This window comes from Bilifractor sp. LCP21S3_F8 (assembly GCF_052117805.1).
Taxonomy (GTDB): domain Bacteria; phylum Bacillota; class Clostridia; order Lachnospirales; family Lachnospiraceae; genus Bilifractor.
Map to the genome: position 1 here is coordinate 228,840 of NZ_JBQKIK010000001.1, position 25,176 is coordinate 254,015.

The 25,176-nt window shown below is 51.9% G+C and carries 21 protein-coding genes; 20 read left to right on the plus strand and 1 reads right to left on the minus strand.

Annotation, left to right across the window (positions count from 1 at the left end; translation table 11 throughout):
• Window positions 1-65: 65 nt before the first annotated feature.
• The 20 genes from ACTQ3A_RS01140 to ACTQ3A_RS01235 all read left to right on the plus strand — a co-directional run bounded on the left by ACTQ3A_RS01140 (window position 66) and on the right by ACTQ3A_RS01235 (window position 23,880).
• The gene (locus ACTQ3A_RS01140) at window positions 66-317 is read left to right on the plus strand and encodes a glyoxalase (protein WP_441100963.1); all 252 of its coding nucleotides are present in this window, start codon (window positions 66-68) and stop codon (window positions 315-317) included.
• A gap of 301 nt (window positions 318-618) precedes the next feature.
• Window positions 619-1,035 (plus strand): IS200/IS605 family transposase, encoded by a 417-nt coding sequence (tnpA, locus tag ACTQ3A_RS01145; protein ID WP_441100962.1) that lies wholly within the window; start codon window positions 619-621, stop codon window positions 1,033-1,035.
• On the plus strand, window positions 1,016-2,155 hold the full coding sequence (locus tag ACTQ3A_RS01150) for an RNA-guided endonuclease InsQ/TnpB family protein (protein WP_441100961.1): 1,140 nt from the start codon (window positions 1,016-1,018) through the stop codon (window positions 2,153-2,155). The genes tnpA and ACTQ3A_RS01150 overlap by 20 nt, the downstream gene beginning before the upstream one ends.
• 159 nt (window positions 2,156-2,314) lie before the next feature.
• Window positions 2,315-2,605, plus strand: a complete 291-nt coding sequence (locus ACTQ3A_RS01155; RefSeq protein ID WP_441494404.1) for a hypothetical protein — start codon at window positions 2,315-2,317, stop codon at window positions 2,603-2,605.
• A 75-nt stretch (window positions 2,606-2,680) separates the two neighbouring features.
• Entirely contained in the window at window positions 2,681-3,637 is a 957-nt protein-coding gene (locus tag ACTQ3A_RS01160; protein ID WP_441494405.1) for a DMT family transporter, read from the plus strand.
• 561 nt (window positions 3,638-4,198) lie between these two features.
• Entirely contained in the window at window positions 4,199-5,725 is a 1,527-nt protein-coding gene (locus ACTQ3A_RS01165; protein ID WP_441100958.1) for a UDP-N-acetylmuramoyl-L-alanyl-D-glutamate--2,6-diaminopimelate ligase, read from the plus strand.
• 25 nt (window positions 5,726-5,750) lie between these two features.
• Window positions 5,751-7,985: a replication restart helicase PriA gene (gene priA / locus ACTQ3A_RS01170; protein ID WP_441100957.1), complete on the plus strand. Its 2,235-nt coding sequence runs from the start codon at window positions 5,751-5,753 to the stop codon at window positions 7,983-7,985.
• A 242-nt stretch (window positions 7,986-8,227) separates the two neighbouring features.
• A complete protein-coding gene (gene def / locus ACTQ3A_RS01175; RefSeq protein WP_441100956.1) occupies window positions 8,228-8,737 on the plus strand; it encodes a peptide deformylase in 510 nt (169 codons plus the stop codon).
• Window positions 8,738-8,810: 73 nt separating this feature from the next.
• Window positions 8,811-9,749, plus strand: coding sequence for a methionyl-tRNA formyltransferase (fmt, locus tag ACTQ3A_RS01180; RefSeq protein WP_441494406.1), 939 nt, complete (start codon window positions 8,811-8,813; stop codon window positions 9,747-9,749).
• Window positions 9,750-9,912: 163 nt separating this feature from the next.
• Window positions 9,913-10,620, plus strand: a complete 708-nt coding sequence (locus tag ACTQ3A_RS01185) for a zinc metallopeptidase (protein ID WP_441100954.1) — start codon at window positions 9,913-9,915, stop codon at window positions 10,618-10,620.
• Window positions 10,613-12,136 (plus strand): 16S rRNA (cytosine(967)-C(5))-methyltransferase RsmB, encoded by a 1,524-nt coding sequence (gene rsmB, locus ACTQ3A_RS01190; protein ID WP_441494407.1) that lies wholly within the window; start codon window positions 10,613-10,615, stop codon window positions 12,134-12,136. Before ACTQ3A_RS01185 ends, rsmB begins: the two co-directional genes overlap by 8 nt.
• Window positions 12,137-13,207 (plus strand): 23S rRNA (adenine(2503)-C(2))-methyltransferase RlmN, encoded by a 1,071-nt coding sequence (rlmN, locus tag ACTQ3A_RS01195; RefSeq protein WP_441494408.1) that lies wholly within the window; start codon window positions 12,137-12,139, stop codon window positions 13,205-13,207.
• Window positions 13,208-13,209: 2 nt separating this feature from the next.
• Window positions 13,210-13,932, plus strand: a complete 723-nt coding sequence (locus tag ACTQ3A_RS01200; RefSeq protein ID WP_441485704.1) for a Stp1/IreP family PP2C-type Ser/Thr phosphatase — start codon at window positions 13,210-13,212, stop codon at window positions 13,930-13,932.
• Window positions 13,933-13,957: 25 nt separating this feature from the next.
• Complete coding sequence (pknB, locus tag ACTQ3A_RS01205; RefSeq protein WP_441494409.1) at window positions 13,958-16,063, plus strand: Stk1 family PASTA domain-containing Ser/Thr kinase; 2,106 nt, start codon at window positions 13,958-13,960, stop codon at window positions 16,061-16,063.
• Between the two features lie 105 nt (window positions 16,064-16,168).
• The gene (rsgA, locus tag ACTQ3A_RS01210) at window positions 16,169-17,050 is read left to right on the plus strand and encodes a ribosome small subunit-dependent GTPase A (RefSeq protein WP_441494410.1); all 882 of its coding nucleotides are present in this window, start codon (window positions 16,169-16,171) and stop codon (window positions 17,048-17,050) included.
• Between the two features lies 1 nt (window position 17,051).
• A complete protein-coding gene (rpe, locus tag ACTQ3A_RS01215; RefSeq protein ID WP_441494411.1) occupies window positions 17,052-17,735 on the plus strand; it encodes a ribulose-phosphate 3-epimerase in 684 nt (227 codons plus the stop codon).
• Window positions 17,736-18,014: 279 nt separating this feature from the next.
• Window positions 18,015-18,710, plus strand: a complete 696-nt coding sequence (locus ACTQ3A_RS01220; protein ID WP_441494412.1) for a thiamine diphosphokinase — start codon at window positions 18,015-18,017, stop codon at window positions 18,708-18,710.
• Complete coding sequence (locus ACTQ3A_RS01225; RefSeq protein WP_441495221.1) at window positions 18,710-20,461, plus strand: InlB B-repeat-containing protein; 1,752 nt, start codon at window positions 18,710-18,712, stop codon at window positions 20,459-20,461. Before ACTQ3A_RS01220 ends, ACTQ3A_RS01225 begins: the two co-directional genes overlap by 1 nt.
• Before the next feature lie 325 nt (window positions 20,462-20,786).
• A complete protein-coding gene (locus ACTQ3A_RS01230) occupies window positions 20,787-21,098 on the plus strand; it encodes a metal-sensing transcriptional repressor (protein WP_441494416.1) in 312 nt (103 codons plus the stop codon).
• A 142-nt stretch (window positions 21,099-21,240) separates the two neighbouring features.
• Complete coding sequence (locus tag ACTQ3A_RS01235; protein WP_441494414.1) at window positions 21,241-23,880, plus strand: heavy metal translocating P-type ATPase; 2,640 nt, start codon at window positions 21,241-21,243, stop codon at window positions 23,878-23,880.
• Between the two features lie 41 nt (window positions 23,881-23,921).
• Here ACTQ3A_RS01235 and ACTQ3A_RS01240 read toward each other — a convergent pair whose 3' ends face one another.
• Window positions 23,922-24,782, minus strand: coding sequence for an AraC family transcriptional regulator (locus ACTQ3A_RS01240; RefSeq protein WP_441494415.1), 861 nt, complete (start codon window positions 24,780-24,782; stop codon window positions 23,922-23,924).
• Window positions 24,783-25,176 lie beyond the last annotated feature (394 nt).

A 25,176-nucleotide genomic window follows, 5' to 3' on the forward strand; every position in this document is an offset into this window, starting at 1 on the left:
AGCACGGAGCAGTCCGTAGCTGATACAGTCTGTGGCGCCCCGCTTGCGGGGCATGGGGGTTTATTATGCAGGATTATGATGAGGCAGTGTTGAAATGCTTTCTTGAAAATCAGGACAGATTGTTCCCGGAACCGGTAGCTTCCTCAGAGGAAGAGGCGGAGTACTTTCTGGAGGATGTCTGCGCGGTTGTTGTAGATTCCAGGGATGAGGTTCGCCAGTATTTTGAGGAGGAGGGCATTGATCTTGAGGGAGATCCGCTCGAAGAGGCGGAGGTCTTCAATATCGGTGACGGCAGATTCCTGATTGTAGAAGGATGAGAGTTTCAGTATACCGGAGAGACACGATCTTCGGAATACCGGAGACGTGGAACTTAAGTATATCGGGAAATTGTAATAACAGAAGATGATATGCAGCAGACAGTCCTGTCCGACGGTTTATTATGCCGCGATGGGAATGTCTTTTTTGTGCCTTTAACACTCCGTAAGCAAGAAATCCCCCACCTCTATAGGTGGCGGGATGAATTGCGATAAACACGGCGTTTTTGACTTTGGTGTCTTGCTATGTTATAATCTGATTATAAATAGGTCAGTCGTACTTATCATAAGGGTTATAAATACAATGCAATTAGACACAAATAATCATTCGGTATTCATGCTGCACTATCATCTTATCATGTGCGTAAAATACCGGAATAAGGTAATCGATGACGAGATTTCTATACGTCTGAAAGAAATATTTGTGAGGATCGCTCCTACATATAACATAACATTGGAAGAATGGAATCATGATATCGATCATGTTCATATTCTTTTTAGAGGACAGCCAAATACAGAGATCAGTAAATTTATCAATGCCTATAAATCTGCAAGCAGCCGTATCATAAAGAAAGAATTTCCTATGATACGTAAATCCCTTTGGAAAGAGATGTTTTGGTCACAAAGTTTTTGTTTGCTGACTACAGGAGAAGCTGCTGTAGACATTATTAGGCAATACATTCAATCTCAGGGTAAGAAAGATGGCAAACAGGGCAATTAAGTATCGGTTATATCCTACAACGGAACAAAAGATCATGTTTGCAAAAACCTTTGGCTGCTGCCGTAAGGTTTATAATCTCATGCTCACCGATAAGGTGGAAGGCTATAAAGCAACTGGTAAATTTCCAACGGTTACACCAGCAAAGTATAAGAAAGATTATCCATATCTCAAGGAAGTCGATAGCCTTGCTCTCGCCAATAAGCAGCTGGATCTGCAGGCAGCTTTTCACAATGCTTTTAGCAAAACCCGTAAGAAGAAAAATGGTTTTCCAAAGTTCAAATCCAAAAAACATAGCCGAAAATCTTATACGACAAACAACCAGAAAGGTACGGTTGCGATTATAGACAACAGGTATATCAAACTTCCAAAGGTTGGTAAAATCAAAGCTGTGATCCACCGCATTCCTGATAGCAGATGGATCATAAAATCTGCTACGGTTTCCCAGGAATCAGATGGAAAATTCTATACTTCTGTTCTTTTTGAATTTGAGCTGGTCGAAAACGGTTATATAGCCGACAAGACAAATGCGATCGGACTTGATTATGCGTCGGATGGCTTATATGTAGACAATAATGGTATTGTCGGCTCAAGCCACAAATACTATCGTGAAAGTCACAGAAAACTGGCAAAAGAACAGCGTAAGCTATCACGAAAAGCAGGCTCTAAAAAGAATGAGATAAAGTCGAATAATTATCTCAAACAACTCCGTAAGGTGAATAAGGTTCATAGACATATTGCTAATCAGCGGCTGGATCATCTACACAAAACATCTACTAAGATAGCCAATCAGTATGATGTTGTTTGTGTGGAGACATTGAATATGCGATCTATGGCAAATCATGGGTTCGGTAACGGAAAAGCCACTCTCGACAATGGATATGGAATGTTTCTTTCGATGCTTAAATACAAGCTGTCTGATAGAAATAAGTATCTTGTCAAAGTAGATAAGTGGTTTCCTTCCTCGCAGCGATGTCATTGTTGCGGTAAGATACACCCGGATATGAAAAGTTTGCAGACACGTATCATAAAATGCGATTGTGGGCTCACTATGAGCCGTGACCAGAATGCAGCAATCAATATCCTTCATGAGGGATTACGATTACTTGCTGAAACAGCCTAAACAAAATATATAGTAGGGATGGAATAGACCGAACTTATACGCCTGTAGACATTGTGTAAGACATTGAGTTACGTACCATCGTAGCCAACGCAGTAGTGGTTGAAGCAGGAAGCTCCGACTTCTATAAGTCGGAGTAGTTCACGGATCAGGAGGTAAGCCATGCAGAGGAACAGGAAAGAAAAACAGTCCGGAAAGAGAAAAAAGGATCACCTGACCCGCGCGCAGCAGCTGCGGCGTTTGAGTCTCTTGTTCCTCCCGGTTGGAATTGGCCTTGGTATCGCGGGAGCATTTGCGGGAATCATGGCGGGCAGGCTGATCTATGTGCTTGCTTTTACAGCACCGGCAGTTTCCTTTCTGGTGATGGGGATTTTCTTCCGCGAGTTCCCGGTCGGTGAGGATATGCCGGATAGAGATGGAAGCGGAGAAAAAGAGGAAGGAAAGACAGAATGAGAATAACTGCCATAAAAAGAGGAAGAGAAGACAAAATGAGGATAACTGAGACAAAGAGGAAGGAAAGACAACAGAATGAGGGTTAGTGACACAAAGAAAAAACTGGATCTGACATCGGTTCCGGCAATTATCCTCCTGGCATTTATCAGCTGTTTTTTGTGGGGAAGTGCTTTTCCGTGTATAAAAATCGGCTACCGGATGTTTGACATCGCCGCCTCGGATACCGCGGGGCAGATTTTTTTTGCCGGAGTACGGTTTGCCATTGCGGGGCTGATGGTTCTCCTGACCGGAAGCCTGCAGCAGAAGAAACCGCTGCGTCCGAAAAAGGAGATGATCGTGCCGGTGATGGGCCTCTCTCTGATGCAGACCATCGGCCAGTATTTCTTCTTTTACATCGGACTCGCCCACTCAACGGGAGTGAGTTCGTCTATCATTGAGGGGGCGAATACCTTCTTTACGATCCTGATTGCCGCGCTGATTTTCCGGACGGAGCATCTCACCTGGAATAAGATACTGGGATGTGTGGCTGGGTTCGCAGGGGTTCTGCTGATTCAGCTTCCGTCGGGAGGCGGAGCGAGGCTTGGGTTCACCTTCGCCGGAGAAGGCTTCATCCTGATTTCAACCATCCTGGCCGCGTTTTCTTCTTCCTATATTAAAAGATGTGCCCGGAGAGAAAATCCGGTCACGATGTCCGGCTATCAGTTCCTTTTTGGAGGCGTTGTACTTGCGGCAGGCGGATTTTTTGCGGGAGGCAGACTGAGGGTTAATCCGGCGGGAATACTGCTGCTTCTGTATATGGCTTTCATATCTGCGGCTGCGTATACGATATGGAGCATGCTCCTTGCGGCCAATCCGGTCAGCCGGATCGCGGTCTTTGGCTTTTTCAACCCGGTGATCGGTGTCCTGCTGTCGGCGGTTCTTCTCGGAGAGTCGAATCAGGCATTCAGCCTCCGTGGGCTACTGGCCCTTGTGCTGGTCAGCGTTGGAATCGTGGTTGTGAACCATGCGTTTTCCGGCGGAGATCAGGCGTGATGATATGGTTTACCAGATGCCGCGGTACAGCCCCCTGCGCTGGCAATGGGATATCAGGCGATTCTTATGCGTAAAAAAATAGAGAGCGGAGTTTATACTTTTTTATGAAGACGATCACAGATTGTACACATCTGTTCCGTATGATGAGACACAGATAGTTGATTAACCACTCACTATCTCCCCCTCATTTAAAGAAGCACTGGCAGGATTTTTCTGATGAAACGGAATTCCGCCGGTGCTTCTTTACGTATCGGACGCAATATGGTATTCTTTAGTTTGAGTTTTTGTGTCCTTCACATAAACCGGGATGCTCTGCAAGGACGTCACATATGGTGTAAGCTGCGGATTGCTTCGTGACCCGCACTCTCGCAATCCTGCAGGTGTGAGATGAAAAGTGTTTTTTATTTACGCGAACAGTGAGCCGCAGCCGAATGCGAAGTATTCGTGTGCGGCGAGTGTCGCGATAGCGAGATAAAACTCGCGCAGCGTGTTTTATCTCGTTGCGGTAAATATCCGGAACATCACGCGGATATTGCTGGTTTAATATAAGGAGAGTGAAGAATGGAAAAGAATCTGAGACAGCTGCTGGCCGGGCTGAAATATGAGGTGATTCAAGGCAGTGAAGACAGAGAAATTATGGGGGTTGCTTATGATTCCCGGAAGGTGGAGGAGAATTTCCTGTTTGTCTGCATCAAGGGCGCAGTATCTGACGGTCATAAGTATGCGTCGGTTGCTGCACAGAAGGGCGCGTGCGCGATTGTGGCGGAGGACGCGGTTGAAGTTCCGTCTTCTGTGACGGTGATCCGGGTCGAGAATTCCCGGTATGCACTGGCCTTGATTTCCGCGGAGTGGTTTGATCATCCGGCGAAGAAGCTGACGACGATCGGTATCACGGGAACGAAGGGGAAGACGACCACCAGTTACATGATTCAGTCGATTCTGAACGCGGCCGGCCACAAGTGCGGCCTGATCGGAACGATTGAGAGCATCACCGGAAAGCGTGTGATTCCTTCGGAGAATACGACACCGGAATCATATCTGATCAATGAGTATTTCTCGGAGATGGTTGAGTCCGGGTTTGACAGTGTGGTGATGGAAGTGTCGTCTCAGGCGCTGATGCTGGACCGTGTGGCGGGAATCTATTTTGACTTCGGTATTTTTACCAATATCGCGCCGGATCATATCGGCCCGAATGAGCACAAAAGCTTTGAGGACTACATGGAGTGCAAGAAAAAGCTTCTCCGGCAGTGCCGGATCGGTATCGTCAACCGTGATGACCGCCATTATGAGCGGATCGTCGAGGGCAATACCTGCGAGAAGCTGGAAACTTACGGATTTGACAGCAATGCCTCGCTCAGAGCCTCCAATGCCATGATGCTCAGCAAGAGAGGAAGACTGGGAATACGCTATGAGGCGAGCGGAATCGTCAATATTCCGGTGGAAATCGATATTCCCGGCAAGTTTTCCGTGTATAATTCTCTGGCGGCTATCGCCGTCTGCCATCATTTTGGCGTGACACCGGACGCAATCATGGACGCTCTGACCCATGCGAAAGTGAAGGGCAGGGTGGAGATGGTACATGTATCTGACAATTTTACCGTCATGATCGATTATGCGCATAATGCGATGGCGCTGGAAAGTCTGCTCTCGACATTGCGTGAATATCATCCGTCGAGACTGATCTGTCTGTTCGGATGCGGCGGAAACCGCGATCCCGAGAGAAGATTTTCCATGGGAGAGGTTTCCGGCAGAATGGCGGATCTGACGATTATTACGTCGGATAATCCGCGAAATGAGGAGCCGCAGGCAATTATCGACAATATTGTGACCGGTATCCGGAAGACAGATGGCCGGTACGTGACGATCATTGACCGCCGGGAGGCAATTGCGTGGGCGATTCATCACGGAGAACCCGGAGATATCATCGTCCTCGCGGGTAAGGGTCATGAGGACTACCAGATCATCAAGGGGAAAAAATATCCCATGGACGAGCGCGTCATCATCCGGGAGATTCTGGACAGAGATGCGGAAACGCTGAAGGCAGGCGGAGAGATCAGGGACAGAGAGTATACTATTCATCAGGGCTGAGACGTTTGATCAAGGGGAGCAGCAGGTGAGTTTAGAGAAGGAAAGATACGCGGATGTGATTGTGGATGTCACACAGGCGAGCATGGATCGTTCCTACCAGTACCGGATTCCTCCGGAGCTTGAGAATAAGGTCCGGGTCGGGTGCGTCGTGAGGATTCCCTTCGGAAACGGAAAGCGGTCGGCGGAGGGATATGTGCTGAATATCGGAACAGAACCGAGGATCGCAAGGGATCGGATCAAGCCGATCCTTGAAGTGCCGGATAACCGGGTTACAATTGAGTCAAAGCTTATTGAGCTGGCGCTCTGGATGAAGACGACGTACGGCTCCAGTCTGAACAATGCCCTGAAGACGGTTCTTCCGGTGCGTGAGAAGGAAAAACACGCGGTCCGGGAAGAAGTATCACTGGTATGGCCGGAGAAGAAGACAAGACTTCTTCTGGAACAGTATACAAGACGCCATTACGCGGCGAAGGTCCGGCTGCTGACGGCGTTGCTGAAGACAAACGAGCTTGAGAAGAGCTATGTGACAGGAACGCTGAAGATCACTCCGGAGAGTCTGAGAAGCCTGGAGCGTGAGGGCGTGATTTCCGTGAGAAGCGCGGATCTTACGAGAACTCCGGATGATCTGCAGGAACCGGAGGAGAAGGAAGAACCCTGCATCCTGACACCGGAGCAGAGCCGGGTGTGCAGCGGTATTCTCAGAGAGTGGGAGGGCGCGAACCGCCCATGTCTGATCCGGGGAGTGACCGGGAGCGGAAAGACCCTTGTCTATATGGATCTGATGGAGAAAGTGCTGAAAGAGGGAAGGCAGGTGATTCTGCTTATTCCGGAGATCGCGCTTTCCTGGCAGAATGTGAAGAGGTTTCGCAGCCGTTTCGGGGATGCCGTTACGATTCTGAATTCGAAGATGTCAAAAGGGGAACGGTATGACCAGTTCGAACGGTTGAAGAAGGGGGAGGCGCAGATCGTGATCGGTCCGAGGTCTGCCCTTTTTACTCCGTTCCCGAAGCTTGGCCTGATCATCATCGATGAAGAGCAGGAGTCTTCTTACCGCAGCGAGAATGCGCCAAGGTATGACGCGAGGGCGACCGCGCTGGAGAGAGCGAGGATCGAGAACGCCCATGTGGTATTCGGGTCCGCGACTCCTTCGGTCGATTCCGTCTTCCGGTGCAGAGAGGGCCGTTACGCCGGTTTTCTTCTGGAAAGCCGTTACGGAAATGCCGATCTGCCGGCGGTCCATGTGGAAGACATGCGAGAGGAACTCAGGCACGGAAACCGTTCCATTCTGAGTGCGGCTCTTCGCGAGGCGGTTAAAGAGCGTCTCGAGAGAAAGGAGCAGACGATTCTGTTCCTGAACCGGAGAGGATATTCCGGTTTTATCTCCTGCAGATCCTGCGGGGAGGTGATCAAATGTCCGCACTGTGATGTCTCCCTGACATTTCACACAAACGGCAAGCTGGTGTGCCATTATTGCGGCTATGAAATCGACCAGGTGAGCCGCTGTCCTTCGTGCGGATCCCCGTATATCGGGGGCTTTCGGGCGGGAACAGAGAAGGTCGAGGCGGAGCTTCACCGTTTTTTCCCCGAGGCGCGGATCATTCGTATGGATGCGGATACCACCAGAAAAAAGGACGGCTATGCCAGAATTCTGCGTTCCTTTGCCTCCGGCGAGGCGGATATTCTGGTCGGAACCCAGATGATCGTGAAAGGACATGATTTTCCAAGGGTTACTCTGGTGGGCGTTCTCGCAGCCGATCTCTCGCTGTTTGTCAGTGACTACAGAGCAGCGGAGCGGACGTATCAGCTTCTGGTACAGGCGGTGGGCCGCGCCGGGAGGGGCGATCTTCCGGGAGAGGCTTATATCCAGACCTACCATCCGGATCACTACAGCATCCGGGCAGCGGCGAAGCAGGACTACGATGCATTCTATGACGAAGAAATGCTTGCGAGGGAGATGATGCATTATCCGCCGGCATGCAATCTTCTGGCGATTCACGGATCCTGTGCGGACGAGCAGAGACTCGTTGTCGCGATGGGGCACCTTAAGAGGTACCTGATTCGCAATCAGGGCAGGGATACGGTGATTACCGGACCGGCTCCCGAGAATATCCGGAAGATACAGGATATTTACCGGCAGGTACTTTATGTAAAGGAACCAGATGAGGAGCGGATTATCCGGCTCAGAAGACTGGCGGAGAAGTTCATTGAAATCAATTCCGGGTTTAACCGGATGATGTTTCAGTATGATCTGAATGCGTAGGCGCAGGGCATCGACCGCGTTTTCCGGCAATCATGCGTTGACTGCACGCCGGTGAGAGGCAGGAGCCGAGCTGGCTTTTGTGTATGAGCTGTCTGCCGGCGGGAAGTGGGAGCAGTGCAGGTTTTTATCCATGGGCTGGCTGCCGGCTGAAAGCAGGAGCGGGGCAGGCTTTTATGTATGAGCTGTCTGCCGGCGGGAAGCGGGAGCACAGCAGATTTATATATATGAAGGAGAAATAGATTATGGGTATCAGAAAGATCAGAGAAGAGGGAGATCCGATTCTCACAAAGAAATGCAGACCGGTTGAGAAGATGAATCTCAGGACAAAGATTCTGATTCAGGATATGTTTGAAACGATGTATCATGCGTACGGCGTCGGCCTTGCCGGCCCGCAGGTCGGGGTTCTGCGACGGCTGTGTGTTATCGATGTGGACGGTGAGCATCCCTACGTGTTCATCAACCCTGAGATCATCGAGCAGTCCGGTGAGCAGACCGGTGAGGAGGGATGCCTGAGCATTCCCGGAATGTGCGCGCTTGTCACGAGACCCGAACATGTAAAGGTAAGGGCGCTCGATATCAATATGGAGCCGTTTGAGCTGGAGGCTGACGGCCTCCTTGCCCGCGCCTGCTGTCACGAGTTTGATCATCTTGACGGCATCATGTATCCGTCACGCGCACTCGAGCCGATTCACCCGGTGGATCAGGGAGAGGACGAAGAGGATGAAGAGGAAGCGCCAGAGGATGAGCTTTAATCCGGCTGCCGGCGGATTGAGAAATTGCAATCTGCGCTGTGTATGACGCAGACAGAAAGTGATGAGGTGATTTATGAGAGTTGTATTTATGGGCACGCCGGATTTTGCGGTCGGTACACTGAATGCGATCGCGGATGCGGGCTATGAAATAGCGGGTGTTGTCACCCAGACGGACAAGCCGGTGGGAAGAAAACAGGAACTGAAGCCTACCGCCGTCAAGGCAGCAGCTCTGAAGCTCGGATTGGAGGTATTCCAGCCGCGAAAGCTGCGAAACAATCCGGAGTTTCTGGAGACGCTGAAGCAGCTTGCGCCGGATGTCATCGTGGTGGCAGCATACGGAAAGATTATTCCAAAGGAGATCCTGGAACTGCCGAAATACGGATGTCTGAATGTACACGCGTCTCTGCTTCCTAAATACCGTGGAGCGGCGCCGATTCAGTGGGCGGTCATCGACGGCGAGGAAAAGTCCGGTGTAACGATTATGCAGATGAACGAGGGACTGGATACCGGTGACATGCTGGCGTCGGTCGAGGTGGCGATCTCGAAAGAGGAGACCGGCGGCTCGCTGTTTGACAAACTCGCGAAGGCAGGCGCGGAGCTTCTGGTGGAAACGCTTGCGAAGCTGGAGAAGGGTGACCTTCATCCGGTGAAACAGCCGGCGGAAAGCCCGACCGCATACGCACGTATGATCAGCAAGGCGGACGGAAGGATTGACTGGTCGCTTCCCGCCAGGAAGCTTGAATGTTTCATCAGAGGAATGAATCCCTGGCCAGCCGCGTACACCTACATGCAGGGGAAAGGGCTGAAAATCTGGAAGAGCCGGGTTGAAACAGGAGAATCCGGGGAAAAGCCCGGCACGGTACTTGCCGCGGATGAGAGCGGTCTGCTCGTTCAGACCGGTGAAAATGCGCTGCGGATCACGGAACTTCAGCTGGAAGGAAAGAAGCGCATGAAGGCTTCGGATTTTCTGCGCGGACACAGTGTGAAGACGGGGACCGTTCTCGGGGAATAACAGGGTGTTATACCGGGTATAATACAGAGACATATTTTCCCGGGGAATAACCGGGTTTCATACAGATACAGATGGTTCCCGGAAAGTTGCCGGGATTCCTATTTATGAGACGATTCCCGGAGGACAGCCGGGATTCATTCGCATCAAGAGAGGAGGCTCTCCAATGTACTACGGCGGTTACGGATTGTATTTTGACTGGACCTATATTCTTGTCATTCTTGCGTTTGTACTCTCGCTGATTGTTCAGACGACCATGCAAAGCACTTTCCGGAAATACAGCAGGGTTCGAAGCTCATATGGCATGACAGGGGCGGAAGTGGCGCAGAGAATTCTTGAAAGCGAGGGCATTTACGGAGTTCAGGTGCGCCGCGTCAGAGGAAGCCTGACGGATCATTATGATCCGAGGTCGAAAACGGTGAATCTGTCGGAATCGATTTATGGCAGTACATCGGTAGCGGCGCTTGGCGTCGCCGCACATGAATGCGGTCATGCGATTCAGGATGCGAAAGACTATGCGCCGTTGCGTATTCGTTCGGCACTAGTTCCGGCTGCTGATTTCGGCTCGCGTTTTTCGTGGATTCTGTTCTTCATCGGCCTTGTATTCCAGTCCGGTATTCTGACGGAGATTGGCATCCTTTTGTTCTGCCTCGCACTGCTGTTCCAGCTTGTGACGCTTCCGGTAGAATTCAACGCGTCTCACCGGGCTATGCAGAAGCTGAAAACGATGGGAATGGAAGAGGGACGGGAACTCTCCGATACGAGAAAGGTTCTCATCGCGGCTGCGATGACCTATGTTGCCGCAGTATGCGCGTCCCTTTTGTATCTGCTGAGGATGATCATTTTGTCAGGAGGAAGCCGTAGACGTGACTGAGAGAATCAATATCAGAGAACTGGCGCTTGAGACTCTGCTCGCCATCCGGGAGGATGGCCGGCAGAGCCATTTCGTCATCCGGGACGTTCTGCAGCGCTACGGGTGGCTGTCGGATCAGGAGCGGGCCTTTTATCTTCGTCTGACGGAGGGAACGTTGGAATATCAGATCCGTCTTGATTATATTCTGAATCTCTTTTCCAAAACAAAGACAGACCGTATGAAGCCGGTGATCCGGGAGATCCTGCGGATGGGCGTGTATCAGCTGCAGTTCATGGATTCGGTGCCGGATTCCGCTGCGGTAAACGAGAGCGTACGTCTTGCGGGAAGAAAGGGATTTTCCGGTCTGAAGGGATTCGTGAACGGGGTGCTGCGGAATATTTCGAGGCATCCGGAGAGGATCGTTTATCCCTCGATGGAAGAGCCGGTCCGGTGTCTGTCGGTCCGGTATTCGATGCCGGAGCTTCTCGTGTCAGACTGGATCAATGCATTCGGCATTGATAAAACAGAGGACATCTGCCGCGGATTTCTTGAGCAGAATGAGGTGACCATCCGTGTCCGGAAACGGAAGGAAGACGGATTATATGCCGGGGCAGAAGATGTCGTGAGAGAACTGAAGGCAGAGGGGGTGGAGCTGGAGAAGGCTCCTTATGTGCCGGATGCCTGGTATCTCAAGAATGCAGGAAATCCTGCGGAGCTTTCGTCATTTGAAGATGGCGGGTTTCTCATGCAGGATGTGAGCTCACAGCTTGCGGTCCGCTGCGCGGGGATCCGTCCGGGGGATCTGGTTTTCGATCTTTGTGCAGCTCCGGGAGGGAAAAGCCTGCTCGCGGCTGATCTGATGGAAGGCACGGGGAAGGTGATCTCCGGTGATCTCACGGAAGCGAAGGCAGCTCTCATACGGGAGAATGTGGATCGCTGTCAGGTGAAAAATATTGAAATTGAGGTGCAGGATGCCTCCGTTCCACTTCCTGAGCGCTTCGGGACAGCCGATGTGGTCATTGCGGATGTGCCCTGCTCCGGCTACGGTGTCATCGGCAAGAAACCGGATATCAAATATCGGGCTTCCCATGAGAAGGAAAAGGAGCTGTCTGCTCTTCAGAGAAAAATTCTGACAAACGCTGTGTCGTATATGCGTCCGGGAGGAATTCTGCTGTTCAGCACCTGCACCATCGCCAGGGCCGAGAACGAGGACAATGTAAGATGGCTTCTGGACAGCTTTCCGCTGGAGAGCGTCGGACTTACGGATATTCTGCCGGACGAGCTGCTCGCAGACGAGAGCGTGAGGAAAACGGCAGAAAGGGGCTTTGTGCAGCTGCTTCCGGGCATTCATCACTGCGACGGATTCTTCTTCGCGAGGTTCCGCAAACTGGAGGGAAGCCGGAAGCAGGAGAAGAAGCAGAACGCTGCGGATGCCCTGAGCGAAGCAGGCGCCGGGAAGACAGCTGCAGCCGGCGGAGAAGACAGTGACCGGGGAACCTGTTGTGCCGGCGGAGAGACAAGGGTCGGGAGGATTTAAATGATCAGCAGTGAGGAAAAATTGCAGGGCGTGACAGATATTAAATCAATGCTTCCGGGGGAACTGGAGGAGTGCATGCAGAGCCTCGGGGAGAAAAAGTTCCGGGCGGCGCAGCTTTTTTCCTGGATGCATCAGAAGCGGGTGGAGAGCTATGACGAGATGACCAGCCTTTCTCTGAAGCTCCGTGAGAAACTGGAACATGAGTATCCGCTGACGAGACTGAGAGCGGTCCGGGAGCAGATCTCGGCGATTGACGGAACGAGAAAGTATCTGTTTGCATTAAATGACGGGAATGTGATAGAAAGCGTCTGGATGAAATATCATCACGGAAATTCCGTCTGCATTTCTTCTCAGGTCGGATGCCGGATGGGATGCCGTTTCTGCGCGTCCACGCTGGACGGTCTGGTACGGTCGCTTACAGCGTCGGAGATGCTCGAGCAGGTTTATCAGATCCAGAGGATTACCGGAGAAAGGGTTTCCAATGTCGTCATCATGGGAAGCGGTGAGCCCATGGAGAATTACGACAGCGTGGTCCGCTTTGTAAGGCTTGCAAGCGCAGAGGCGGGGCTGAACCTGAGCCAGCGGAATATCACGGTGTCGACCTGCGGAATCGTTCCGAGAATCCGTCAGCTGGCGAAGGAGGATCTTCAGATTACACTCGCAATCTCCCTGCATGCTCCGAACGATGAGAAGAGAAGGAAGCTTATGCCGGTCGCGAACAAGTACAGCATCCGGGAGCTGATGGACGCATGCCGTTTTTATTTTGCGGAAACGGGTCGCAGGCTGACGTTTGAGTACGCGCTTGCGAAGGGACAGAACGATTCGGAGGAGGATGCCGCTGAACTGGCAGGCCTGCTTACAGGGCTCAATTGTCATGTGAACCTCATCCCGGTGAACCCGGTAAAAGAGCGCCATTTCGCCCGTTCTGGCCGTCAGGCGGTTCTGAATTTTCAAAATAAACTTGAAAATTACGGGATTAATGTTACTATAAGAAGGGAAATGGGCGCTGATATCGACGGTGCCTGTGGACAATTGCGAAAGAGTTATATTGACAGTAACCAGGAGAATTAAGCATGAAGGTATTTTCTGCAACCGATATCGGCCAGAAAAGACATATGAATCAGGATTTTATCTTTACCTCAGAGGAGTCGGTGGGCAATCTGCCGAATCTTTTTGTGGTTGCGGATGGAATGGGCGGACATAATGCAGGCGACTTTGCATCACGATATGGGGTGTCGGTGCTGGTCGAGACCGTCCGTAAGGATAAGAATTTCAATCCGGTAAAGGTCATGAGGAATGCGATTGAGGCGGCAAACCGTGAGGTTTTTTCCCAGTCCAGAAATGATCCGTCTATGGCTGGCATGGGAACGACAATGGTGGTATGCACCGTCGTCGGCGGATATGCGTACATCGCAAATGTCGGAGACTCCAGGCTATATCTGGCGGGAAGTGATTCCATGACACAGATCACGCAGGACCATTCTCTGATTGCTGAAATGGTTCGCCTTGGAGAACTGACACCGGAGGAGGGCAGAAATCATCCGGACAAGAATATAATTACAAGAGCGGTCGGAACAAATGAGGATGTCAAGATCGACTTCTTCGATGTAAAACTGGATACGGGGGACCAGATCCTGATGTGTTCGGACGGCTTATCCAATATGGTCGAGGATCAGAGAATCTTCGAAATTTTGAAGGGTGAAGATACAGAAGCAGATAAGGCGCAGGTTCTGGTTGATGAGGCTAACGCGAACGGCGGGCGGGATAACATCGCTGTCATTGTGGTAGAGGCATGAACAGAGCAAACGAGGTGAGAGTGTTATGTTAAAAGAGGGAGTTATACTGGGCGAACGCTATGAGATCATGTCCAGAATCGGATATGGCGGTATGGCGGATGTTTATAAAGCTCAGGACAGAAAACTGAATCGTCTCGTCGCGGTCAAAGTCATGAAGGCGGAGTTCCGTGAGGACAGCAGTTTTGTAGCGAAATTCCAGAAGGAGGCTCAGGCGGCTGCCAAGCTTTCCCATCCGAATGTTGTAAATGTATATGATGTCGGTGAGGACAGGGGCCTTCAGTATATCGTCATGGAGCTGATCGAGGGGATCACGCTCAAGAATTACATCGCAAAGAAGGGAAAACTGAGCGTAAAGGAAGCAACCAGTATCGCGATTCAGGTTTCTCTGGGACTGGAGGCTGCCCACAATGTGGGAATCGTCCACAGGGATGTCAAGCCTCAGAATATCATGATTTCAACCGACGGAAAGGTGAAGCTCTCCGATTTCGGTATTGCCAAGGCAATCAATTCGAACACCATCACAGCCAATGTGATGGGATCGGTGCATTACAGCTCTCCGGAGCAGGTCCGCGGAGGTTACTCTGACGCCAAGAGCGATATCTATTCACTGGGTATCACCATGTATGAGATGGTCACCGGAAGAGTTCCGTTTGATGGTGATACGACAGTCGCAATCGCGATCAAGCATCTTCAGGAGGAGATTGTTCCGCCGTCGATTTATACGCCGGATCTCCCGTATTCTCTGGAGCAGATCATTCTGAAGTGCACGCAGAAGAATCCGGAGCGCCGCTATCAGAATGTCGGTGAGCTGATCGATGATCTGAAGCGTTCACTGATCGACCCGCAGGGCAATTTTGTTCAGATCGCGCCTCTGGCCTCTCATGCGGAAACCGTGAAGATGACCGACCATGAAATGAATGAGATACGGCGCGGTATGAACAATGGAACGCTTCGCGGCGATGACGATGATGATGACGACAGGTACGAGCGCCGCAAAAAATATTTGGATCATTATAATGATGATGACGACGACGATGACGATGAAGAGGATGCCGGAAGCACGAAGCTGGAGAAGGCGATCACGATCGGCGGATTTATCGTCGGAGCAATCATCATCGTGATTCTGATCCTTGTCATCGGCAATATGGCAGGGGTATTCCATTTCGGAGGATCTTCCTCCAAGAACAGCAGTTCCTCGGCAGCAACCTCAACGAGCACGTCAGAGGAGAGCTCCTCTTCGTCCTCGGATTCTCAGGTGGAGGTTCCGAAGCTTCTCGGCATGACGCTGGAGGAGGCACAGCAGGCGACAAACAAGCTTGGAATCGGTGTGAGTGAGACCGATGAGCAGACATCGGAGGATTACTCCGAGGGTCAGATCATGGCCCAGTCGATTGAAGCGGGTACGAAGGTTGATCCCGGAACAACAATTAATGTTACGGTCAGCACAGGAAAGGCGGATGTCACGGTGCCCAGCGGTATTACCGGAGCTACGCAGCAGCAGGCGACGGATCTGCTGACGGGAGTGGGCCTTCAGGTAGAGGTTTCTCTGGACTACAGCGATTCCGTTGATGTGGGTTATGTCATCTCATGTGATCCCGCAGAGGGAACCAGCGTCGCTGCAGGAAGCACGGTGACACTGACCGTCAGCAAGGGAGAGGATGACTCGAACAAGGTGCAGGTTCCTTCTGTTGTCGGATGGTCAAAGGAAGATGCGGAATCTACCCTGGATTCCATGGGGCTTTCTTACAAGGAAAAGGAATCTGAGGATAAGACACAGGCGGACGGTGTTGTTCTTGCCGTGAGCCCGGATGTCGGCACATCTGTGGACGCAGGATCGAGTGTGACACTGACGATCAATAAGCTGAGCAGCACCAGCAGCACTTCCGCGAAGAAGTATGTGTGCTACAGCCCGCTGTCCCAGCCGTCCGGATACAATGGCGGAACCGTTAAGCTCGAGCTGGTACAGGGCGACCAGACCACAACAATTTACGAGGGCTCGGACCCATGGAATGGCGGAACGTACAGTACTCCGATCGAGAGCACATCCGGTGAGACCGGTGTGATCAATGTGTATGAGGATGGTACGCTGATCGCGAAGTATCCGAATGTAACCTTCCAGGAGGAGAGCTGACAGACAGGAAAAAGATACAGGCTGATGCGCTGACCGGGAGAGATCCCGGGCGGTGTACAGCCTTTTTCTGTTTCCGGTAATCAGAGAATCGGCAGGATGTGAGGAATGACAGGGAGAATCATTAAAGGAATCGCCGGTTTCTATTATGTAGAAACCGAAAAAGGCGAATACGAATGCAAGGCGAAGGGAATATTTCGAAAAGAGAAGATGAAGCCGCTGGTCGGGGACCGGGTGGAGATCGAGGTGCTTGATGAGACGAAGCGGACGGCAAATGTAGTGAGGATCCTTCCGCGTAAGAATTCGCTGATCCGTCCGGCGGTGGCGGGTGTGGACCAGGCTCTGGTTTTTTTTGCGCTGAAAAGTCCGGATCCGGAATCCGGGCTGCTGGACCGGTTTCTGATCTCGATGGAAAGGCAGCATATTCCGGTACTCATCTGCTTCAACAAGAAGGACATTGCGGACAGCAGGGAGGCGGCTCACTGGCGGGATATCTATGTGTCCTGCGGGTATGAGGTCCTTCTGATCAGTGCGGAGAGGCAGGAGGGGACGGAGGAGGTGATTCGACGTCTGAAGGGGAGGACGACCGTTGTGGCAGGCCCCTCAGGCGCCGGAAAATCAACACTCACCAATCTCATGCAGAGTGAGGTCCATATGGAGACCGGGGAGCTCAGCCGGAAGCTCGGAAGAGGAAAAAATACCACCCGGCATTCGCAGCTCATTGCTCTGGGGGAGGACACCTACTTCTGTGACACACCCGGATTTACCTCGCTGGATCTTCCGGAGATGGAACCGGAGGAGCTCCAGAAGTATTTCCCGGAATTTGCACAATATGAGCCGAACTGCCGTTTTCAGGGATGCTCTCATATACGTGAGCCGGATTGCGGTGTTCGGGAAGCGGTGGAGAATGGAAAAATTTTTCAGGAGAGATATGACAATTACTGCAGGTTTTATGAAGAACTGCGTGAGATGAAGAAAAGGAGATACTGACATGACTAGAATTTACCGACTTAGCCCCTCTATTTTATCTGCGGATTTTTCAAAACTCGGCGAACAGGTACGCATCCTGGAAAACGCCGGAGCACCATGGCTTCACATTGACGTGATGGACGGTCAGTTTGTGCCGCCGGTTTCCTTTGGCGATGTCGTGATCCGTTCTATCCGGCCTGTTTCGAAAATGTTCTTTGATGTTCACCTGATGGTGACCGAGCCGGACCGGTTCGTGGACGATTACGCGAAGGCGGGCGCGGAAATGTTTACCGTTCACGCAGAGGCCTGTGCGCACCTGGACCGGACGCTTCAGCATATCCATGAGAGCGGAATGAAGGCCGGGGTTGCTCTGAATCCGGCGACACCGCTGCAGGTGCTTGATTATGTGCTGGATAAGGTGGATATGGTTCTGATCATGACCGTGAATCCGGGATACGGCGGACAGAAATATATACCGTCAATGACGGCGAAGATCCGTGATCTGCGGCGGAAGCTGGATGAGGCCGGGTATCAGGATCTTCCCATTGAGGTTGACGGCGGCATCAATGCTTCCACGATTGATACTGTTCTGGACGCCGGCGCGTCTGTGATTGTGGCCGGCTCGGCTGTTTTCCGCGGAGATATCGCGAAAAATGCATCCGATCTGATGAAACGGATTCAGGAGAGGGAAATGTCTGGCAGGTGAATCGCGGGCGAAAACGCGCACCGGACGCCGGAGAAGGCTTGCGGGTATAAATTTTTAAAGTGAGAAGCCGGAACAGGGCTGCAAGAATTAGAACCCGAATATTAGAAGCCGGAACAGGGCTGCAGGCATCAGAATCTGGATATAAGAAGCCGGAACAGGGCTGCAGGCATTAGAACCCGGATATAAGAAGCCGGAATAAGCCTGCAGTTATAAGGCGGGAATGGATGAGAGCGGAAGAATACGCGGGGATAAGAAAGAACGAGAGGAAAGAAGAAAAACGTGCGGAAAGTGGTTGTTTTTTCCGGGGGAAGCATCGATAAAAGGGCTGCCCTGGAGTATCTGGATAAGGAAAAACCGGAGATCTGCATCGCGGCGGACCGTGGTGTACGGTTCTGCTATCAGAATCAGATCACACCGGATTATATCGTGGGAGACTTTGACAGCCTTTCCGCGGGTGGAACGGCACGGACATCGAAGGAGAGAGCGGATGCTGCCCCGGAGCTTGCCGCATTCCGGAGGGCAGGTGTCCCGATCGATGAATACCGTCCGGAAAAGGATATGACGGATACCGACATCGCTCTCGAAAAGGCTGTATCAGCCGGTGCGGATGCCGTCTGCTTTTTCGGGGCTACGGGAACAAGGCTGGATCATGTCTTCAGCAGTGTGTTTGACCTGTATAAGCTCTATGCGCGAGGGATTGAGGGCAGTATCATCGACGGAACGAACCGGATCTCCATGCCGGTGGGACGGAAAATCGTGATCCCAAAATCGGAGCAGTACGGAAAGTATGTCTCGGTCTATCCGTTTCGCGGAGAGGCTCACGGGGTCAGCCTCACTGGATTCCGATATCCGCTGAAGGACGCGGACATCATCCAGGGCGACGGAGGTCTCACTACAAGCAATGAGATTGTCGCTGATGAGGGTATCATCGAGTGCAGGAAAGGAATTCTGATCGTCATGGAGACAAGGGACTGATGAGGGATCATACATTCGGACAACACTCAAATGACAGATCCAGTCATAGACGATCTTATCCGCATCTGCGGTTTGCCGGCATACTTGTCAGCCTCTTTGCCGCGATGCTCCTGTTTCCCGCGCTTCCTGCCGCCGGAGCGGAAAATACCGGGACAGTGCGTACGGTTAAAACGGATGGCGCGGCTGCGGGGACGGCAGATGAAAACCGCAGAATTGTCTTTGTCGGGGATTCCAGAACGGTCGGCATGTACATTACGCTTTCCGGATCCGGCTACAGCGAGGACATTAACGCATCTCTGGGAAATGAGGTTTATATCGGACGTGTAGCCATGGGCTTTGACTGGTTTGCCGGAACAGGTATGGCAGAGGCAGAGCCCTGGATGGAACAGGGGAATACAGATCTTGTTATTCTCATGGGCTGCAATGATATGGGATCCCCTGTGAGCAGTGCGAACCGTTATGCGGAATATGTGAATGCGAATGCAGACAGCTGGAGCAGGGACGGCAACCGCGTGTTCTTTGATTCGGTGAATCCGGTCGGTCATCAGAACGGAGGAGCGGAGACGTCCTCATCAATTTATTCCAATGATGGCACCTGCGCGCCGTTCAATGACACGCTGAGAAACACGCTGAGTGACAAGGTTACCTGGATCGATTCCTACAGTTTCCTCTTGTCGGGAGGCTACGCCACAGTGGATGGAATTCATTATGACGGCGGCACCTATCGGGCCATTCACGATTATATCCGGAATGCGGTGTCGGAGGAGCAAAAGAGAGAATATACGGTTGTCTTTGACGCGGCGAGCGGCACCTGCCCTGTGAAGGAGAAAAAAATCCGGGAGGGTGAATCTCTGACGGATCTGCCTGTGCCCGAAAAAGAAGGGTATGTTTTTTCCGGATGGAGTCTGAATGGGAACGGGGTGACGGATCAGACAAAGATGCCGTCTGAGAATATCACCCTTACGGCATCGTGGAAGGCATCGGATCACACACCGTATCAGGTGATTTTTCACTGTGGGAGCGAAGCGGATGATGTGGAGACGAGATATGGTACGACCGGGGAAAAGGTAACGGTGAATCCGCCGGCAAAAGACGGATATAAAACTCCCGGTGCGCAGACCGGCGTCATTTCTCCAGACGGCACCACAAAATTTGATTTCCATTATACTCCGCTGACATACAGCCTTACGATCCGTGCCGGAAAGGGAGTCGGTCTCAACGGGGGATCGGTGCCGGGAAGTCAAAAATCCGGCGATCGGGAGCGGACCTTCACGATCCGCTGCACGTTCGGCGATGAGGTCAGTCTTCTCGCATCGGAGGAGAGGGGATACAAAGATCTGAAAGTTACCGGAGATCCGCCGGATGCGCTGTCGGGCAAAGAGGCGGGCGTCACCGACTTCCGGATGCCCGATCATGATGTGGAAATCATCATGAGTGCCGAACCCGTCATCTATCATATCCGGTACACTCCGGGGGTATACAGTACCGCAGGGCTTCCGGAGACGTACACCGTGGAGGATCTGCCGCTCCGGCTGAAAAATCCGGCAATGCCATTCCTGACGTCATTCGGATTCTGGACCTATGAAAATGGACGGGAGGTTCGGACGGTTACAGAGGCGGAGAGCGGAGATCTCACACTCACAGGGGAAGTCTTTGATTATCGGGCTGCCGCTGCAGCAGATGCAGCAGGAATTTTTCTGATGGTCATCCTGGGCGTCCTGATTCAGATGAAAAACCGCAAAAGAAAATGAAAAAGCAGGCTGCTGCACGAAAGTGCGGCAGCCTTTTTTACACGAACAGTGAGCCGCAGCCGAATGCGAAGTATATTTCAGATGATTGCCAGTTACAAAGGATAAACTATGTTGCAAGTCACCAATGAAAAAATATGGTTGACATATACCCCGTAAGGGTATATTCTAACAACAGATGAGATACCCGGCCGGGGTATTACGGGAGGCGGTTATGAAAGATTTAGAAGAGAAGAAAACAAAGATACCTGCATGCTGTTCGGATCATGCTTCGGACGGTGAAGACTGGCAGGCGGATAAGGACACTGAAACGCTCGAAGAAGCAGTACTGGCGGGAGAAAATACCTGCGGATGCGGATCGGGGAAGCACAAGGCGAGGACGCCGGAGGAGCAGAAGGCTTTGCTGACCCGTCTGAAAAGGGTGGAAGGACAGATTCGTGGTATTGAGAAGATGGTGGAGAATAATGCCTACTGTCCAGACATTCTGATTCAGGTTTCAGCCGCGACAAGTGCGCTGAACAGCTTCAACAAGGTGCTTCTCGGCTGTCATATCCGCGGCTGCGTGGCAAATGATATCCGTCAGGGCAATGATGAGACGATTGATGAGCTGTGCAGTGTGCTTCAGAAGCTTATGAAATAAGTGGAATACGGAAAGGAAAGCGTTTCGGGCGTGAAATGTGGAAAGGGAAGTATTTTGAGAAACGAATACAGAGATGGATGCATTTTGAGTAAGAAATGCGGAAATCGAAGTATTTAAATGAGGAAAGAAGGTCAAAGTCACAATGAATCAGTATATTGTAACAGGTATGACATGTGCTTCATGCCAGGCCCATGTGGAAAAAGCAGTTTCAAAGGTTCCGGGAGTGAAATCGGTATCGGTTTCTCTTCTGACCAATTCGATGGCTGTTGACGGTACAGCCGGACCGGCTGAAATCATAAAAGCGGTGGAGGATGCCGGATACGGTGCCGAGCCGAAGAATGCTGCCGCTCAGAAGCAGAGTTCTGCCGCAAAGTTTGCGGCAGAGGAGGACGCACTGAAGGACCGCGAGACGCCGAAGCTTGTCCGGCGGCTGATTCTGTCTGTCGGATTTCTGATTGCGCTGATGTATATCACAATGGGGCACAATATGTGGAACTGGCCGGTACCGGAATTTCTGGTACATAACCACATCGGTCTTGCGATTCTTCAAATGCTGCTTACGATCGTGGTGATGATCATCAACCGGGCATTTTTTATCTCCGGCTTCAAGTCGCTCTTTCACGGCTCTCCCAATATGGATACACTGGTGGCTCTGGGCTCCGGTGTATCGTTCGGGTGGTCCCTGTTCATCTTGTTCCGGATGACATATCTGCTGACAACCGGCACATCGAACATGGACCTGATGCCGCTGTATCATAACCAGCTGTATTTTGAGTCGGCGGCGATGATACCGGCACTGATCACCGTGGGAAAGACACTGGAGTCTCTCTCCAAGGGAAGAACGACAGATGCTTTGAAGAATCTGATGAAGATGGCTCCGAAGACGGCGGTTGTGGAGCGGGACGGACAGCAGGTCGAAATATCGATTGATGAGGTGCATCCCGGGGACATTTTTGTCGTGAAACCCGGCGAATCCATTCCGGTTGACGGCGTGATCATCGAAGGCACAACAGCTGTGGATGAATCTGCGCTCACCGGCGAGTCCGTTCCGGTCGATAAGGGAGTAGATGATCCGGTCAGCGCCGCAACGATAAACCGTTCCGGATATATTCGTGCGAGGACGACAAGGATCGGAGAGGACACCACGTTCTCACAGATCATTCAGATGGTCAGCGACGCTGCGTCGACGAAGGCTCCGATCGCCAGAATCGCCGACAGAGTTTCCGGAATTTTTGTGCCGGCGGTTATTCTGATCGCTGTTGCGGTGTTGGTGATCTGGCTGCTTCTCGGACAGACACCGGCATTTGCCCTTGAACGGGCCATCAGCGTTCTCGTCATTTCCTGCCCCTGCGCACTTGGACTTGCCACTCCTGTGGCGATCATGGTCGGAAACGGGATGGGCGCGAGAAACGGCGTACTGTTCAAGACTTCGGAGGCCCTTGAGAACGCGGGAAGAGTACAGATTGTGGCTCTTGACAAGACCGGAACCATCACCGAAGGCAAACCTGCGGTTACCGATATCATTCCTGCCGACGGGATCGGAAAGACTGAGCTGATGAGCGTGGCTTACGCGCTCGAGCAGAAGAGTGAGCATCCTCTCGCGAGAGCAATTGTGGCCGAGGGAGAGAAGGAGGGACTGCAAGCGGCTGAAGTGACAGATTTTGCTGCACTGACCGGAAGCGGTCTGACCGGACGGATAGACGGGCAGGTTCTTCACGGAGGTTCCGGAAGCTTTATCTCCACGCTTGCCGCGGTCCCTGAGGATCTGCTGAAAAGGGCAGATTCCCTTGCAAAGGATGGAAAAACCCCGCTTTATTTTGAACGGGAGGGGAAGCTTCTCGGGATTATTGCCGTAGCGGATATTATTAAGGCGGATTCCGCACAGGCCGTACAGGAACTGCGGAATATGGGGATTGAGGTTGTTATGCTTACCGGAGATAATGAAGCGACCGCAAAGGCGATCGGCGCGCAGGCGGGCGTGGACCGTGTGATCGCGGGCGTTCTTCCGGACGGCAAGGAGGCAGTGATCCGTGAGCTCCAGAAGCGCGGCAAGGTGGCAATGGTCGGAGACGGCATCAATGATGCACCGGCGCTCACAAGAGCTGATACGGGAATCGCGATCGGAGCAGGCACGGACGTCGCTATCGATTCGGCAGATATTGTGCTGATGAATTCCCGTCTGACCGATGTATCCGCGGCGGTTCGTCTGAGCCGCGCGACTCTTCGCAATATTCATGAAAACCTGTTCTGGGCGTTTGCTTATAACGCGCTGCTGATTCCCATGGCGGCGGGACTCTACCCGGGCATTGAGATGAACCCGATGTGGGGAGCGGCTGCCATGTCTCTCTCAAGCTTCACGGTATGCATGAATGCGCTCCGGCTGAATCTGTTCAAGGTGCATAACGCATCCCGCGACAGAGCGATGAAGAAGAGAGCGCTGCCCGAGGCACATAAGGGAGAACCTGCCGGAACGTCAGCGACAGGGATGGCTGCGGCTGCCGGTACGAATCTCTGCTGCAATGCAGCTGAAGATAAGAATGATACTAATGAAATGAATAAGGAGGACAAAAGGATGACAGAAACTGTAAAAATTGATGGAATGATGTGCAATCACTGTGAAATGCATGTAAAGAAGGCACTTGAGGCACTTGACGGTGTGGAAAGCGCGGAGGCGTCCCATGAGAAGAAACAGGCCATTCTGAAGCTCAGCCGGGAAGTGCCTGAGGATGAGATCCGGAAAGCTGTCAAGGATGCCGGATACGAATTCGTGGGAATCGAATGAATGAGATGCAATGAGATGTAATTAGAATCCGGTTCCGGCGTTCAGCCGGAACCATGCGCTGGCGCCCTCTGATTTCTGAAATCGGAGGGCGTCATTCCTGTCATACGACGGAATGCCTTCGAAAAATAAAGCCCATTGTCGTAACCGACGGACGCCGCAACAGAAGCGATCGTAAGATTAGTGTCTTTCAGCAGAAGACAGGCGCGCCGGATGCGGTAGCGGTCGAGGTATTCCTTTGGAGAAATGTGCATGCCTTCCCGGAATTCCCGGAACAGAGTACTCCGGCTGACGCCTACATAGGATGCAATGTCGCTGATGGTAAGGGAGTAGGAATAACGTGAGGCAATATATTCGATGGCGCGGAAGACATTGTCTTCTGCGGTTCCGGGAAGACGTACTTGACGTGTCGCGTTGGAGATCAGAATTCCGAGCAGCAGGTAGAGCTCCCCGGTCATTCGCACTGCGTCACAGAATGTATTCCCGAAGGCTTCGTCAATCCGCCGGAGGTGCTTTTGCACATCAACTCCGTATGGAAGTTGGCGAAGGACGAGCTGATTGCTGGAAAAATCCGTTCTGCTCACGAGAGCGGCAGCATCTGTACCGGCAAAGCCAACCCATTCATAAGTCCAGGGATCCCGTTCATCTGCCTGATAGAAAATCTCCGTCTCCGGCATAGCCAGAAACATATCTCCGGAATGAAGGCGGAAGGTATGACCGGCGGCGGTGTACGTCCCGGAACCGGAGCTGATGTAGTGGATCAGAAAATGATCCCGGACACCGGGGCCCCATTTATACCCGGGTGTGCACTTCTGTCTGCCGACGTTGTAGACGGACAGAGAAATCATGTTCTGTTTTTCCGATACCTTGTTGCTCTGCTTGAATCCCATGGGAAGCTCGCTCATTTCTTCCGCACCTCTTTTTGGAAAATCATCGAATATATGTTAAAATGTATCAGATTCTGATGCGTTCCGTTCAGACTGGCCGCAGGTCTCTGCGGGAGCTGGCTGGCACTGCAATGCAGCTGCCGTGACGGCTGAGTTCAGTATATGCCGGACAAAACTTTTCTGCAACAAAATTACATATGGATAGTACGAAAAGCTATTGTACTGTTCCGGGGAATGGTGCACAATAGAGACAGTGACGCGGGGACTTATACAGTTTGTGGCACGACTTAACGTATGAGGTTTACTGTATAGCCTAATAAGTTGTGGGGCCAAGCCCCATTAAAAAAGCGCAAAAAACCCCTATCCAATCTAAACGTGCTTTTATGGGGTAAAATATCAAATGCTATGCGAC